General features: G+C 73.6%; 10 protein-coding genes and 2 pseudogenes. 7 read left to right on the plus strand and 5 right to left on the minus strand.

What is annotated here, in order from left to right:
* The first annotated feature begins 336 nt into the window (after positions 1-336).
* On the plus strand, positions 337-3366 hold the full coding sequence (locus ACFV9M_RS17130; protein ID WP_385063389.1) for a glycosyl hydrolase: 3030 nt from the start codon (positions 337-339) through the stop codon (positions 3364-3366).
* Positions 3367-3621: 255 nt separating this feature from the next.
* Here ACFV9M_RS17130 and ACFV9M_RS17135 read toward each other — a convergent pair whose 3' ends face one another.
* Complete coding sequence (locus ACFV9M_RS17135; RefSeq protein WP_385063391.1) at positions 3622-4362, minus strand: class I SAM-dependent methyltransferase; 741 nt, start codon at positions 4360-4362, stop codon at positions 3622-3624.
* A 126-nt stretch (positions 4363-4488) separates the two neighbouring features.
* Between ACFV9M_RS17135 and ACFV9M_RS17140 the strand changes: the two are divergent.
* Positions 4489-4650 (plus strand): annotated as a pseudogene (locus ACFV9M_RS17140) (FCD domain-containing protein); the annotation flags it as partial.
* 39 nt (positions 4651-4689) lie between these two features.
* Here the strand turns inward: ACFV9M_RS17140 and ACFV9M_RS17145 are convergent.
* The 3 genes from ACFV9M_RS17145 to ACFV9M_RS17155 form a co-directional block, all read right to left on the minus strand.
* A complete protein-coding gene (locus ACFV9M_RS17145) occupies positions 4690-5544 on the minus strand; it encodes an endo alpha-1,4 polygalactosaminidase (RefSeq protein WP_385063430.1) in 855 nt (284 codons plus the stop codon).
* A gap of 391 nt (positions 5545-5935) precedes the next feature.
* Positions 5936-6820, minus strand: a complete 885-nt coding sequence (locus ACFV9M_RS17150; RefSeq protein WP_385063394.1) for an oxygenase MpaB family protein — start codon at positions 6818-6820, stop codon at positions 5936-5938.
* 1 nt (position 6821) lies between these two features.
* On the minus strand, positions 6822-7751 hold the full coding sequence (locus tag ACFV9M_RS17155) for an oxygenase MpaB family protein (RefSeq protein WP_385063396.1): 930 nt from the start codon (positions 7749-7751) through the stop codon (positions 6822-6824).
* A gap of 136 nt (positions 7752-7887) precedes the next feature.
* Here ACFV9M_RS17155 and ACFV9M_RS17160 point away from each other — a divergent pair, with 136 nt between their 5' ends.
* The 4 genes and pseudogenes from ACFV9M_RS17160 to ACFV9M_RS17175 all read left to right on the plus strand — a co-directional run bounded on the left by ACFV9M_RS17160 (position 7888) and on the right by ACFV9M_RS17175 (position 12929).
* Positions 7888-8520, plus strand: coding sequence for a DUF6230 family protein (locus ACFV9M_RS17160; RefSeq protein WP_385063398.1), 633 nt, complete (start codon positions 7888-7890; stop codon positions 8518-8520).
* Positions 8521-8544: 24 nt separating this feature from the next.
* The gene (locus tag ACFV9M_RS17165) at positions 8545-10092 is read left to right on the plus strand and encodes a DUF6114 domain-containing protein (protein WP_385063400.1); all 1548 of its coding nucleotides are present in this window, start codon (positions 8545-8547) and stop codon (positions 10090-10092) included.
* A 12-nt stretch (positions 10093-10104) separates the two neighbouring features.
* A pseudogene (locus ACFV9M_RS17170) lies at positions 10105-10980 on the plus strand (oxygenase MpaB family protein); the annotation flags it as partial.
* A 443-nt stretch (positions 10981-11423) separates the two neighbouring features.
* Positions 11424-12929 (plus strand): aldehyde dehydrogenase family protein, encoded by a 1506-nt coding sequence (locus tag ACFV9M_RS17175; RefSeq protein WP_385063402.1) that lies wholly within the window; start codon positions 11424-11426, stop codon positions 12927-12929.
* Between the two features lie 22 nt (positions 12930-12951).
* Here the strand turns inward: ACFV9M_RS17175 and ACFV9M_RS17180 are convergent, their stop codons facing one another.
* Positions 12952-13578 carry a TetR/AcrR family transcriptional regulator gene (locus tag ACFV9M_RS17180; RefSeq protein WP_385063404.1) on the minus strand — a complete coding sequence of 209 codons (627 nt, stop codon included), beginning with the start codon at positions 13576-13578 and terminating at the stop codon, positions 12952-12954.
* A gap of 181 nt (positions 13579-13759) precedes the next feature.
* Here ACFV9M_RS17180 and ACFV9M_RS17185 point away from each other — a divergent pair, with 181 nt between their 5' ends.
* Positions 13760-14899, plus strand: a complete 1140-nt coding sequence (locus ACFV9M_RS17185) for an acyl-CoA dehydrogenase family protein (protein WP_385102476.1) — start codon at positions 13760-13762, stop codon at positions 14897-14899.
* The last annotated feature ends 60 nt before the right edge of the window (positions 14900-14959 follow it).

Raw genomic sequence — 14959 nt, forward strand, 5'->3', positions numbered from 1 at the left:
TCTCTGAACAGCCTTAGTACCAGGGGTTAATTCCAAGTGAATTCGGCCGCGGGTGGTTGCGGGGGGTCGTTCTGACGCGCCCGCAGGTGTCCGCGCGCCCCGGCACTGGCGGACGAGGCACGTTCGGGTGGGACACGTACGGCGGACGCCGCGCTCCGATACCGGGGCAACTCGCCCCGCCCCGCGGCGACCCGCCCTCACACACCGTGGACACACATGCCGCACACATCTTGACCCCGGTCGATCCACAGGCTTAGCGTTCCCGCGTTTACCGTGGATTGAATCGATTCAATCCCGGTGACGCCCACCTCTCACCCTTCACCTAGGGATGCGCACATGCACGAACCCGTCCCCCAGCGCCGCGGGATGACGCGCCGCTCGGTCCTCACCGTGACCGCAGGACTCACCGCCGGAGCCGCGCTCACCTTCGGGGCCGCCTCCCCCGCGCAGGCGGTTCCCGCGACCGGCGCGACCGGTCAGGCCCCGGGAGCCGACTGGTTCGCCAGGCCCCCGGCCTCCGTGCGCCCCAGGTTCCGCTGGTGGTGGCCCGACGGCCTGGTCGACCCGGACGAGATCGCCCGCGAGATCGACCAGATCGCCGACGCGGGCTTCGGCGGCATGGAGATCGCCGCCGTGCACCACAGCATCAAGGACAAGTCGGTGCTGGACACCGAGCACCACGGCTGGGGCAGCGGGCCCTGGCGGGAGGGTGTGGAGGCGGCGCTGCGGCGCGCCGCGCGACGCGGGGTCACCATCGACCTGACCCTCGGTCCCGCCTGGCCCGTCGCCGTCCCGGGCCTGGGCCCGGACGACGACGCCGCGGCGCAGGAACTCGCCTACGGCCGTGTCTCGTTGACCGCCGGGAGCACCTACCAGGGCCCCGTTCCCCCGCCCGTCCACGCCCCGGCCTCCGGCGTCACCCGGCAGTCGCTGATCGCGGTGCAGGCCGCCCGCGTCGACACCGCGAACTCCACCCGCAAGGAGACCGGCCTCGACCTGGCCAGCGTGCTCGACCTGACCGCCACGGTCGCCGACGGCGCGCTGGCCTGGACGGCACCGGACGACGGCGACTGGGTCCTGATCTCCTACTGGCAGCGCGGCTCCGCCCAGCAGCCCGAGTCGGGCCCGCACTCCTCGCCCGCCGCGTACGTCGTCGACCACTTCAGCGCCGCCGGCACCGCCGCGGTGACCGGCTTCTGGGACGACCGGATCCTGACGTCCACGCTCCGGCAGTTGCTGACGGCCGCGGGCGGCGCGTTCTTCGAGGACTCGGTGGAGCTGGAGACGGACGGTCTCGTCTGGACCTCGCGGCTCCCCGAGGCCTTCGAGAAGCACACCGGCCGTCCCCTCCTGCCGTACCTGCCCGCCCTGGTCCTCGACAACAGCAACCAGGTGTTCGCCTTCGAGGCCCAGCTCACCCGGCAGATCCGGCACGACTTCTGGGAGGCCGTCTCCGAGCTGTTCAACCGTCATCACCTGGGCGCCCTGCGGGACTGGGCGCACTCGCTGCACATGGAGCTGCGTTCGCAGCCGTACGGCCTGCAGACCGACGCGATCGCCTCCGCCGCCCTGCTGGACATCGCCGAGGGCGAGTCGCTCGGCTTCAAGAACCTCGACGACTACCGCTGCCTGGCGGGCGGCCGGGACATGGCCGGGCACACGGTGCTGTCCTGCGAGGCGGGCGCCTACAACGGCTCCGCCTACAGCACCACCTGGGACCGCTTCCTGCGCACCATGGGCGGCGCCTACGCGGCCGGCGTCAACCAGACCGTGCTGCACGGCTTCTCCTACGCCACCGCGCCGAACGTGAGCTGGCCGGGCTTCGCCGCCTTCAGCCCGTACAACGGCGCCCCCGGCTACGGCGAGTCGTGGGGTCCCCGGCAGCCCACCTGGGAGCACGTCGAGGACGTCTCCGGCTACCTCTCCCGGGTCCACCGGGTGCTCCAGGCCGGGAAGGCCCGCGCGGACGTCGCCGTGTTCCGCCAGACGGGCTACACCGCCACCGGCATCGGCGCCTCCTGGTTCACCTCGACCGGTGTACCGCTCGGCTGGACGCACCAGTTCCTCAGCGGGCCCGTCCTCGCCCTGCCCGCCGCGACCGTCGACGACGGCCGCCTCGCGCCCGACGGCCCCGCCTACAAGGCCCTGTTCGTGGAGGGAGACTTCTTCTACTCCTCCACCCCCACGCTCGCACTCGCCGACGCGAAGGCCGTCCTGGCGCTGGCCCGGGACGGGCTTCCGGTGGTCCTGCTCGGCGCCTTCGACCAGCCGCTCACCCCGGGAGTGCCCGCGGAGGGCGAGACGGCCAGCCTGACCGAGGTCCTCACCCGGCTGCTCGGCCTGCCGAACGTCGTGCGGATCACGGACAAGACCGCGGTCGGTGACGCCCTGGCCCGGCTGGGCGTCACACCGGACGTGCGGCACTCCGCGTCCTCGACGCTCCTGAACGCCCATCGCGTCACCGACGACGCCGACTTCTACTACTTCTGCAACGGCAAGCACGCGGAGACCGTGAAACCCGCGGTGGCGGCGATCGACCACGACGTCACCGTGCGGCGCACGTTCCGCGGCTCCGGGCGCGGCACCGCGGTGCCGTATCTGCTCGACCCCTGGTCGGGCGCGGTCACCCGGGCCGGCCACTACACGCGGGACGGGGAGGAGTTCACCCTCCGCGTCACCCTCCAGCCGGGCCAGAGCACGATCGTCGTACTCGGACGTCCGGGCCTGTTCGGGGACCGGGACGGCAACCGCCCGTACGCGACGGCCACCGACGCCGACAGCGTGCGCTTCACGACCCGTGGCCTGTCCGTCCGGGCGACCGCGGCCGGGCGGTACACCACGCGCCTGTCCACGGGACGCACCGTGACGACGACGTTCGACACGGTGCCCGAGCCGGTCGTCCCGGCGAGCTGGCGGCTGGAGGTGGAGGACTGGGGCCCCGGCTCCTCCGCGACGCGGACCGAGCGCACGTCGCGGTCCCTGACCCTCGACACCCTGCTGCCGTGGTCGAAGATCCCCGAACTGGCCGACTCCGCGGGCATCGGCCGCTACCGGACGACCGTCACCCTGCCCGCCGGCTGGGACGGCTCCCACGGCGCGACGCTGGAACTCGGTCAGGTCAGTGACACGTTCCGGGTCACCGTCAACGGCACGCGGCTGCCGGCCGCGGACCGGCTGGATCCCGTGGTCGACCTCGGGTCGGCGCTGCGGGCCGGTGCGAACGAGATCGTGATCGAGGTGGCCACGCCGCTGATCAACCGGCTCCGGGTCGCCCAGCCCGCGGTCTTCGGCGGCGCCGCCCGCCAGGATCACGGCCTCGTCGGTCCGGTACGGCTCGTCCCCCACCGCCAGGCGGCCATCGCCTGACGCAAGGAGGGGGCCCGGCCTCCGGACGCCGCCACCGCGGCTCCGGGAGGCCGGGCCGCACGACGCGGGAGCGGTCGCGCGCCCGCGTCCGGACGGTCTCCGGCGTCGACGTGGGGCACCGTCCGCACACGGACCGGCTTCCGCACGCGGACAGGTGTGACGTGCCGGGGGCAGCCCGCCCGTCCGGCCGGCGTACCCCTGGTCGCGCCGGGGCGGCGTGCGCTCGTCACCGCCCCGTCCGCCCCGTACCCGGTCTCACCCGTGCCCCTCCCGCGGGCGTCGTACGACGAAGACGAACTCCCTGCCCGGGCGGTCGGGGGCGTCGCGGACGTCGTCGATCGCATAGCCGTGCGCGAGGAGGTCCGCCTCGACCTCCCGCCGCTCGCGGAAGCGCAACGTCGACCGCGACGTCAGCACGTCCCCGGTCTCGGCGAAGACGTAGGTCGTCCGGAAGGTCACCAGGGGCAGGCTGACGTCAGTCACCTCGTGCCAGCGCTCGACCACGCCGACGCCGGGGACGTCCGTCACGCCGTACGAGTCCTCACGGTTCCACTCCTCCCAGCCGCGCCGGGCCGGGTCCCGGGTCTCGAACACCAGGCGCCCGCCCGGCCGCAGGGACGCGTGGACCCGCCGCAGGGTCTCCCGCCAGATCTCCGGGTCCGCGATGGCCTGGGCCACGTTCGCCGTCATCGTCGCCAGGTCGGCCCGCAGCGGCGGGAGCGCGGTCGCGTCACCGTGGATCCAGCGCACGCGGTCACTGCCCGGCTTGCCCCGGGCCACCTCGAGGGACGCCCCGGCAGGGTCGAGTCCGACGACCTCGATGCCGCGATCGGCCAGGAGGAGCGCGAACACCCCCGTGCCGCAGCCGATGTCCAGCACGCTGCGCGCCGCGAACTCCTCCGCCATGCGGAGGTACGCGTCGAGATCGCCGCGGTCGGGGTCGAGAGGGTCGTAGAGCGCGGCGAGCCGTGATCGCCCGAAGCATGCGTCAACCATGGGGCCGACGGTAGGCGGCGCCGGCTCCGCGGTTCCACCCGGTTTCGCCGTCGCGCGGGGGCGTCAGGCCGTTCCGGCGGTACGGGGCCACTCCCCATCCGATTTGGTGTCGCCGGATCCCACGGGGTGGAGCGCGTCAGCGACGTCGAGGGCACCCTCAGCGGCACCCTGTGCGAGCACGACGCGGTCCTGCGGGCCATCCGCGACCGTGACCCGGAGGCCGCGGACAGGGCGATGCCCGAGCACATGCGCACGGCCGGCGCGCGCCTGCGCGCCACCATGGACGGCGCCCCGCAGCCGGCTCCCCCACCCGGGGGCGGGCCGGGATCAGAGACTGTCGCAGGTCTCCCGTACATACCCGGAGTCGCCCCGCGGGAGCACGTCCCGGTCCCGCAGGACGACGCTGATCTCTTCGCCCCAGCCCGCGCAGGCCCGCTCCATGCCCCGCTTCTCGTACTCGACGTCGACGACGTGCCGGCCGAACGCGGCCGTGTAGGCGTCGCACTCGTCGTACCTGCCGCACTCCTCCGCGACGGCGAAGTCCAGGCCGACCTCCTCGCGGTCGGCGGCCAGGTCCGGCGTGTTCTTCTGCGCGACGGCCAGCCCCTTGGCGTGCGCGTGGCCGGCCAGCAGGGCGAGGAACGCCTTGGCGTCCTCGGCGGTGAGCAGGCCGTCGGGAGCGCGGGTGTAGGTGTCGTAGTTGTCCGGCTCAACGGCGTCGAAGCCCTTGGCCGCGCACGTGTCGATCCAGGCGTTCACCGTGCGGGCCACCCGCTCGCGCTTGGCCTCGGTGCGGATGTCCAGGAGTGCCTCGTCCCAGTCCGGGTCGACGACCACCTCGCCGTCCACGTCGCGCAGCAGCAGGTCGTCGGCCCACTCCCCCTCCGCGTCCGGCTGGGCCTGGAAGGCGTTGACGTAGCAGATGGAGTACGTCCCCGGTGCGGGGGACGCCGTGTGGTCACGGGCGACGATCGAGGTGCCGGCGGGCGGGGGGTAGGCGCCGCCGAGCTGGTAGTCGAAGCCGCCGTGGACGGGGGGAGGCGTCACCTCCGCCGCGGCCGGCTTCTCCTCGGGGTCCTGGGAGTCCTCGGAGGCGGAGCAGGAGGCGACCAGGAGCGAGACGGCGGCGGCCGCCACCAGCGCCGTTACGGACCGGCGCGGACGGACGCGCGTCAGGTGCAGGGACAAACGGGCTCCAGACGCAGGGGGGCACGTACCCGCCTCGGACGCGCGGGGCTCTCCTGGCGACTCGGTCCGCACCCACGACCCCTCAGGCCTTGCCGGCCCGGGGTCGTGCCACCGGCTGAACATGCCACCAGCGCCGGGCCGGCCCGGCCCGACGTGCCGGAACGTAATCGATCACGAAACGGCCCGTCAAACGGGACGGGACGGCGGGGCGCCGGACGACGGTGCGCGGCGGGGGCGGGGTGGGGGCGGTTCGGCGGCGGTGGGGCGGCGGCCTGGCGGCGATCCGACGGCGGCCCGGCGACGATCCGGCGGCGGGCCGGCGACGATCCGGCGACGATCCGGCGGCCACGGTCGCCGCTGGATCGCCGCCCCGGTCGCGGCCGCGTCATCGCAGGCCGGGAGCCGGTTCGCCGCGGACGGCGGCAGCGTGTGCCGTCGCGGCGGCCCTCGCCCGTGCGGCCCGGGCGGTGGGCAGGTAGCGCAGTCGTTCCGGCAGCAGCGGAACGACGGTGCGGACGACGGCACCGAGGCGTTTCAGCCGGCGTTCGTCCCGTGATGTCCAGGTCACGCCGAGGCGGTCGCGGGAGGAGGGCGGGAGGAGGCCGGCGGTGACGAAGACGTGCAGGCGGGCGAGCGGGCGCCGCAGGACCGGCCAGACGCGGCGCAGCAGCGCACCGGCTCCCGGGGGCGGTGGCACGGGGCGGCGCGGGTCGAGCAGTTCGTCCACCACGGCCGTCCGCTCCAGCTCCCGGTCGACCATCGCGTCGAAGTAGGGCCAGAACTCCTCGGGCGTCTTCGGCATGTCCCGGGGGTGGATGCCGAGGATGCCGCCGAGCTGGAGCAGCTCGTCGTAGAGGCGGCGTTCGTCGTCGGGGGCGAGCGGGCGGGAGAGGTAGCGCGCCGCCCGCAGGAACACGGGGTAGGCGGTGGCGTGCACCCAGGCGTAGTAGGCGGGGGTGAGCGCGTGGTAGGAGCGGCCCCGGCTGTCGGTGCCGCTGATGGTCTTGTGCAGACGGCGCAGCCGGCGCCCTTCCTCGATCGCCCGCTCGCCGCCGTACACCCACAACTGGAGTGACTCCAGGGAGCGTTCGGCCCGCCCCCAGGGGTCGGTGCGGAACACCGAGTGGTCGTCGACGCCGGCGCCGACCGCGGGGTGGGCGACCTGGAGGACGAGCGCGGCGGGCAGCGAGAGCAGGAGACGCACATCTCCGGCGATGTCCCAGAGGATGGTGTCCGGTGCGAGCGGGGTGGGCTCGGTGGTGGCCTTCACGTCACCACGCCCCCAGCGGGCGCCGCGCGGCGGGCTCGGTGCCCGGCCGGTGGGTGGCCCAGTAGGCGATGGCGAGGGTTCCCGTGATGCGGAGCGGGGGCGGGACGAGCAGCATCAGCAGCCGTACCAGCAGCGCGAAGCGCCGCAGGGCGCGCTCCTGCCGCCGGCTCCAGGTGAGGTGGAGCCGGTCGCGCAGCCGGGGCGGCAGGCCGCCGACGGTGACCAGCAGGGCGTAGTGGGCGGCGATCCGGGCGAAGGGCCGCCAGAGCGGGTTCGGGAGCCAGGAGAACGGCTTGGCGGGGTGGGCGAGCTCGTCGAGGACGTCCTGCACGGACTGGTTGTGCTCCAGCCGGTTGTCGACCATGTCGTCGTAGTAGGCGCTGAAGGCCGCCCAGTCCGGGGGCAGGTGGTGGTCCTTGAGGCCCCAGACCCGTCCCACGTCCCGCATCTCGCGGTAGTACTCCTCTAGGTCCTGCTCCGCCATGCCCTTGCCGAACAGGCGCTGCGCGTCGACCGGCCCCTTGACGAGGGTCGCGTGCACCCAGTGGTAGGCCTCCGGGTTGAGGGCGTGGTAGCGGCGGCCGGCGGAGTCGGTGCCCTTCATCCCGGCGTGGACGTGGATCAGGCGGCGCGCCTCGGCGGTGGCGGCGGCCTGCCCTCCGTAGATGACGGTGCTCAGCGAGAGCAGGGTGCGGATCAGCCGGGGCCAGGGTTCGGCGCGGAAGTTGCTGTGGTCCGCGACCCCGGCGCCGACGACGGGATGCGCGACCTGGAGCAGCAGCAACTGGGGCGCCATGAGGGTGGAGCGGGCGTCACCGAAGTGGCGCCAGGCCATTCCGCCCCGGCGCGGCGCCCTCACCTCCGACGAGGGGCCAACTCCCTTGTCGGGTGCGGGTTCTGGGTCGGCGGACATGTGCGGCAGAGCGGTCATGACGCCTCCGTTTCTCCGTTGTGTCCGGAGTATTGACGCGCCCGGTGAAACAAGTCAATAGTTTTTGTATCTTCGACTCACCGATGGCCCCCGAGAGCTCGCCGCCATCGCTCCGGTCCTGCGGAAGGGACTCCCCATGAGTGACAGATACGCCTATAACCGGACGAATACCCCGGGTGCGGGTCGTACGCACTGGAAGCGCAGCGCCGTCATGTTCGTCCCGTGCACCCTGGCCGTCGGGGCTCTCGGCATCGCCCTCGCCCAGGGCGCGCTCGCCGCCTCCTTCGCGGTCTCCGGCGCCGCGTTCAAGGTGTCGGCGTCCGAGGTCACCGCGGAGGGCGTGTCCTCGTTCCCCTCCTCCATCGGCAGCTCGGCGAGCGACGCCAAGCCGGTCCTGCTGGCCGCCGTGAAGGGCGGCACGGTCTCCGACGTGTGCGTCTCGCTCAAGCAGAATCTGCCGCTGGTCGGGGACGTCACCATGCTGGTGCACTCGGGGGCGGACAAGCCGCTCGAGGGAAGCGACCTCGTGGTGAACGCGGACGCCCTCACCGGCGGCGGCGGCAAGGTCACCGGCGTCCAGGCCGGCCGGGACGCCTCCACCCTGACCGGCGCGCCCGGCGTGACCGGCCCCGAGGGCACGTTCGGCGTCCAGGCGAGCACCGCCGTCGCCCATGACGTGCGGAGCACCGCGTACTCCGCGAACGGGGGCACGTTGACGCTGGAGAAGCTGGAGATCGAGTTCAGCCGTTCCGGCAAGCAGTGCTTCTGACGGCGACGACGGACGGACTCGGTCATGTTCAGCTTCGTCTTCGGCTTCCTGTCGGAACTGGCCCGTGAGACCGGCGACTGGTTGGACCGGATCCTGCCCGCGCCCCGGCTGCGCCGCTCCCTGCGCGGCTGGCGCCGAAGGCGTCCGTTCTGGGCGGCGGTGTGGGTCATCGCGGGCGGCGTGGAGATGGTCGCCATCCCGATGGCCCCGCTCCCCCTGATGATCAAGATCGGGGTGGGTGCCATGTCGGCCGTCGGCATCAGCCTGGTCCTGATCGCGGGCGGCCTGTTCTTCCTCTTCAAGCCTGACCAGCGGATGTTCGTCTCCGTCGTCACCGCGATCGCCTCGCTGACGTCGATGGCGACCACGAACCTGGGCGGCTTCGGCATCGGCATGCTGGCCGGACTGATCGGCTCCTCGATGGCGTTCGGCTGGATGCCCGACCCCGAGCGGGCGGCGGACGGCGACGGCCCGGATCCCCGGTCCGGGGCGTCGGGCGCCGAGCGGGACGCCGCGGCCGCGGCGGTGCCCGCCGACGCCATGACCGGCGGGGCGGACGCGCGGGGGGAGGGCGCCGCCCCAAAAGCCCGTGAGGACCGCGCCCGCTCCGGCAGCCGCCGGAGGCCCGTGCGGGGCGCGGTCCTCTTCGTGGTGAGCGCGGTGGTGGCGGCGGCCGGACTCCCGGCCGCCGGCACCGCCGCCGCGGCACCGGGCACGGACGTGTTCCCCCTGCCCTGGCCCACCCTGACCTGGCCGTGGGAGTCCGCCGGGTCGCCCTCCCCCACCCCCGCCCCGACCGTGTCGGCGACCGGCGGCCAGGCCTCCGGCGCCACCGGCTCGGCCGCGCCCACCCCCACCGCCTCCGGCTCCTCCTCCCCCTCGGCCACACCCTCCCCGGACGAGGACGACGGCAGGGCGACGGAGGAGGATGAGGAAGAGGAAGAGGAGGAGAAGGCCGGCGCCGCCCAGGTGACGCTCCCGTGCCTCACCGGCATCGACACCGGCGGACTCCCCAACCCCGACCAGGAGCCGGAGGAGGCGACACCCGGCGAGACCGCCGACGACCCGGACGACCTGACCGCGCTGCGCCCGCCGATCGTCATCGGCGACCAGCCCGGCCGCCCGCGGGCCACCTACCCGGTCAGCCCGCTCTACCCCGAGGTCGGCGCCGACACCCTGACCGCCTACGGCGCCATCATCCACGGCGCCACCTACCTGCCCACCGCCGACGGCCGGCAGCTGAAGGTGCTGTGGGTGCACGCCGACCGGCTGGTCGCGGACGACTACGCCTTCCGGCTGGAGAGCGCGGGCCAGGTCCAGACGATCGACGTCGACCTCGACATCCCGCAGGTCGACATCTACGTCACCCAGCTCACCGGCTCGATCACCATCCCCGTCCTCGGGGTCGGCACCCCGCGCATCTGCGTCGGGGCCGACATCGTCCCGGCGAACCTTCCCATCGCCGTACAGCTGCCGAAGCTGTCGGTGACCGCGGTGGAGGCCGGCCAGGTCCTGGTCGACGCCGAGACGGTCAACTTCGCCGACCTGTCCATACGCAGCAGGCACCGTTAGGAGAGACCGCCCATGGGCCGCTACAGCCGGCTCCACCGCATCCAGCAGATGGACCCGCGGCAGGACTACGAGGAGATCTTCCACTGGGTCACCCGGTACGAGTTCCCCTGGGACTACCTCCAGGGCCTCTCGATCGCCTTCCTGCGGGACTACGGCGTTCCGCGCATCTCCCAGCTCCTGGACCGCACCCAGGAGTTCGAGCGCGCCGGACAGAAGCGGTACGACGACACCGTGCTGATCGCCCACGAGATGGTCGTGGACGGCATGGACTCCGAGCGCGCCCGGGCCGCCGCCCGCCACCTCAACCGCATCCACGGCCGCTACCGCATACCCAACGAGGACTACCTGTACGTCCTGGCCACGACCGTGGTCGGCCCCAAACGGTGGATCGACCGGTACGGCTGGCGGCCCCTGTGCGAACAGGAGACCGAGAGCATCGCGCTCGTGGGGCGGCGCATGGGCGGCATGATGGGCATCGGCGACCTGCCCGCCGACTACGCGGGGTTCGCGCACCTGCACGACAGCTACGAGCGGGAGATGTTCGCGTACGACCCGGCCAACCGGCGGGTCGCCGCGGCCACGCTGCGGGTCGTCACCCAGTGGTATCCGAGGCTGCTGCGGCCGCTGGCGGCGCGCGCCTCGCTCGCCCTCCTCGACGAACCGCTGCTCACCGCGCTGGGCCTGCCCGCGCAGCCGCGGCCGGTCCGCGGCGCCGCCCACCGCGCCCTGCGCGTCCGGGCGGCCGTGGTGCGCCGCCTGCCGCCCCGGCCGAACTGGTGGCCGTACCGGCAGCAGCCCCGTAGCTACCCCTTCGGATGGACCCTGGACGACCTGGGCCCGCACTGGGCCCACACCAGGCCGCTGAAGCCGCTCCGGGACGAGCACCCGGCGGGAACGGCCCCGGCTCCCCAGCCGCCGGTGGACCAGCCGCCGGCACACGGAACGCCGGCCGACCGGCAACCGACGGAGCAGCGGCCGGCCTCCCCGCGACCGACCGACCAGCGGTCAGCCTCCCGGCGGCCGACCGACCAACGGCCGGCCTCCCCACAACCGACGGACCAGCAGTCGATCCCCCCGCAGCCGACCGACCAGCAGTCGATCCCCTCTCGGCCGACCGACCAGCAGTCGATCCCCTCTCGGCCGACCGACCAGCAGCCGCGTCCGTCGGTCGTCGCCGTGCACGACGGCGAGGCGCGGGTCACCCCCCACCAGCCCACCCCTAAGCAGCCCGCCTCCCGGCGGTCGGCGGACGAGCCCTCGGCGGACGAGCCCTCGGCGGCCGTGACGTCGCCCGGCCGCCCGGCGGACCGGAACACACCTCAGGAGCAGCGATGACCGAGACGGCCCGGGACACCACGCCTCACCCCGCGACCTTCACCGTCCACAGCCCGGCGACGGGCAAGGCGCTCGCCGACCACCCGGTCGCCGGGCCGGAGGAGGTCGCCGGCGCCGTGCGGCGGGCCCGGACGGCCGGGGACCGCTGGGCGGCCGAGCCCGCGTCCCGGCGCCGCGACCACCTGCTCCGTTTCAAACAACGGCTCGCGTCCGCGCTGGACGGCGTCGCGGACACCATCGCCGCCGAGACCGGCAAGCCGCGCGGTGACGCGGAGCTGGAGGTGGTCCTCACCCTCGAACACCTGTCGTGGGCGGCGCGCAACGCCGGGCGCGTGCTGCGGCGGCGCGGCGTGCGCTCCGGGCTGCTGGCCGCCAACCAGCGCGCCACACTGGTCCACCGGCCGCTCGGCGTGATCGGCGTGATCGGACCGTGGAACTACCCCCTCTACACCCCGATGGGGTCGATCGGCTACGCCTTGGCGGCCGGCAACGCCGTGGTGTTCAAACCGTCCGAGCACACCCCCGGCACGGGCGTGCTGCTGGCCGAGCTCTTCGACGCGGCGGTGCCCGGGTACGCCGGTCTGCTCGGCACCGTCACCGGGGCGGCCGCGACGGGCGAGGCGCTGGCCCGGTCCGGTGTCGACAAGCTGGCGTTCACCGGCTCACCGGGGACCGCGCGCAAGGTGATGGCGGTGTGCGCCGAGTCGCTGACGCCGTTCCTCGCCGAGTGCGGCGGCAAGGACGCGGTCGTCGTCACCGCCGACGCCGACCTCGACGCCGCCGCGGACGCCGTCGTGTGGGGCGCGATGAGCAACGCCGGGCAGACCTGCGCGGGCGTCGAACGCGTCTACGCCGTGCGGGAGGTGCACGCCGCGCTCTGCCGCAAGGTGGTGGAGCGGGCCGGTGCGCTGCCGGTGGGCCCGGACGCGGACGCGGTGTACGGTCCGATGACGATGCCGGGGCAGGCGGCCGTGGTGCGGCGGCACGTGGACGAGGCGCTGGCGGCCGGTGCGCGTGCCCTGCTGGGCGGGTCCGCGTCGGTGTCCGGGAGGTACGTGTCCCCGGTCGTCCTGGCCGACGTGCCGGAGGACTCGGCCGCGATGAGGGAGGAGACCTTCGGGCCGACCGTGGCGATCAACGCGGTGGCCGACGTGGACGAGGCGGTGGCGCGCGCGAACGCCTCGTCCTACGCGCTGGCCGCCTCGGTGTTCTGCGGCGACCGGAGGGCGGGGGCCGCGATCGCCGCCCGGCTGCGGGCCGGCGCCGTCTCCGTCAACTCGGTGCTCGGTTTCGCCGCCGTCCCCGCGCTGCCGTTCGGCGGTTCCGGGGACTCCGGTTTCGGGCGCATCCACGGGGAGGAGGGCCTGAAGGCGTTCACCGCGCCGCAGTCGGTCACGGTCCAGCGCTTCGCCCCGCCGGTGAACCTGACCGCCTTCACCACCCCCGCGGCCGCCAGGGCCCGCGCGGTCGCCGTCGCGCGGTGGCTGCACCGGCGGCGCTGACGTGCGGCGCGGGCGCGGGCCGTCAGGCGTCCAGCAGGGGGGCGAGGTAGCGGCGGGCGAAGGCCCGGGCCTGGTCCTCGTCCTCCATCTCGATGCAGCTCGCCGGGTTCAGCAGGAAGGAGACGGCCACCCGGACCATCAGCTCGGCGACCGGCCTCGGGTCGGAGTCCGGGCGGCCCTCGGCCCGCTGGGCGCGGCGCAGATGCGCCGTCAGGTAGTCGCAGGTGGCCGCGAGCGAGGGACCGCCCTGGACGGTGAAGTAGGGCAGCACCAACTCGGGTTCGAGCCGCAGCAGCCCGCCGAACAGCGGGTGCGCCCGGGTGTGGCGGAGGGCCACCACGAAGCCCTCCACGACGCGCTCCTCCATGGTGGGCAACGCCGCCACGGCCTCGTCCAGTTGCTGGAAGAACCTGCTGCCCTCGCGCAGCAGGCAGGCCTCGACCAGCTTGTCCTTGCTCTGGAAGCGTCGGTAGACCGTGACGCGGGAGACACCGGCCCGTTTGGCGACGTCGTCCATCGAGGACCGGCGCAGGCCGAAGGCCGTGAACTCCTCCAGCGCGGCGTCGAGGATCCGCCGGGCCACCTTTTCCTCCGTCTCGGGCTGGGCGATGGCCCGCGCGAGCAGGGAGTCGTTCGCAGAAGTCTTCATGGTGTTCCTCACGATACCGGCACCCACCAGCCGATGAAACTATGCAACATTATCTATATCTTTGTAACCGGGCTTTGTGACCGGGCTTTGTAACTGAGCTTTGTAACTGAGCTTTGTAACTGAGCTTGGTGACCGAGCTCGGTGACCGAGCTTTGTGACTCACCGGACCTGGAGGGTTCTCATGGGCAGTCGTCTCACCCCGGAGCAGACGGACTTCGTCGCGGCCTTACGCGACTTCGCCAAGCGTGAGTGCGGCACGCGGGAGCAGCGGGACGCGCTGACCGCGCGGGGCACGGAGCCCCACAACCCCGAGCTGTACGGCAGGCTCGCCGACCTCGGCTGGCTGGGGGTGTGCCTGCCCGAGGAGTACGGCGGCGCCGGCGGCGGACTGGCCGACGCCTGCCTGTTCCTGGAGGAGACCTCCTACGGCCTGGTCCCGGCGGGCGGCTTCGTCACCACCGTCATCGCCGCCAAGGCCTACGAACGGTTCGGCACCGAGGCGCAGAAGCGGGACGTCCTGTCCCGTGCCGTGGGCGGCGGGGTCCTCGCCATCGCCATGTCGGAACCGTCGGCCGGCTCCGACGTCGGCGCGCTGCGCTGCCGGGCGCGGCAGAGCCCCGACGGCGACTGGCTGATCGACGGTCAGAAGACCTGGATCTCCAACGCCCACTGCGCCGACGCCATCCTGCTCGTGGCGCGCACCGGTCCCGACAAGCACGCCGGGCTCACCATGTTCCACCTGCCGGCCGACACCACCGGGGTGGAGATCCGGGGCATCGAGACCATGGGCGGCCGGGAGGTCAACGACGTGTTCCTCACCGGGGTCAGGCTGCCGGCCGACGCCGTCGTCGGGGAGGTGGGCGACGGCTGGCGGCAGCTGATGGCGGGACTGAACTACGAGCGGCTGTTCCTGGCGGCGAACATGCTGGGCCTGGCCCGCCGCGCCTTCGACGACGCGGTCGCCTACGTCCGCGAGCGCGAGCAGTTCGGGCGCCCCGTCGGCTCGTTCCAGGCGCTGCGGCACCGGATCGCCGACCTCGCCACGGAGATCGAGTGCACCCGGCTGCTGGTGCGCGAGGTGGCCCGGGACTGCGACGCGGAGCCGGACCGCCTGTTCCCGCGGGAGGCGTCCATGGCCAAGCTCAAGGCCACCGAGACCGCCAAGCGGGTCGCCCTGGAGGGCATGCAGATGATGGGCGGCTACGGCTACGCCACCGAGTACGACATGGAGCGCCATCTGCGCGCCGCGGTCGTCTCCACGGTGTACGGCGGCACGAGCGAGATCCAGCGGGACGTGATCGGCAAGACCTACGGCCTCTGAGCGCCCGCGCCACGACGGCGGCCGGCCACCCGTTCCCGGATGGCCGGCCCCCCGCCGCGG

Origin of the sequence: Streptomyces sp. NPDC059895, assembly GCF_042731035.1 — a bacterium.
Lineage (GTDB): Bacteria > Actinomycetota > Actinomycetes > Streptomycetales > Streptomycetaceae > Streptomyces.

Coding starts and splice junctions, on each gene's coding strand:
- ACFV9M_RS17135 (WP_385063391.1), bottom strand. CDS start 4,362: ATGGTTGACGCATGCTTCGGGCGATCACGGCTCGCCGCGCTCTACGAC.
- ACFV9M_RS17160 (WP_385063398.1), top strand. CDS start 7,888: ATGAGTGACAGATACGCCTATAACCGGACGAATACCCCGGGTGCGGGT.
- ACFV9M_RS17165 (WP_385063400.1), top strand. CDS start 8,545: ATGTTCAGCTTCGTCTTCGGCTTCCTGTCGGAACTGGCCCGTGAGACC.
- ACFV9M_RS17185 (WP_385102476.1), top strand. CDS start 13,760: ATGGGCAGTCGTCTCACCCCGGAGCAGACGGACTTCGTCGCGGCCTTA.
- ACFV9M_RS17155 (WP_385063396.1), bottom strand. CDS start 7,751: ATGACCGCTCTGCCGCACATGTCCGCCGACCCAGAACCCGCACCCGAC.
- ACFV9M_RS17180 (WP_385063404.1), bottom strand. CDS start 13,578: ATGAAGACTTCTGCGAACGACTCCCTGCTCGCGCGGGCCATCGCCCAG.
- ACFV9M_RS17130 (WP_385063389.1), top strand. CDS start 337: ATGCACGAACCCGTCCCCCAGCGCCGCGGGATGACGCGCCGCTCGGTC.
- ACFV9M_RS17175 (WP_385063402.1), top strand. CDS start 11,424: ATGACCGAGACGGCCCGGGACACCACGCCTCACCCCGCGACCTTCACC.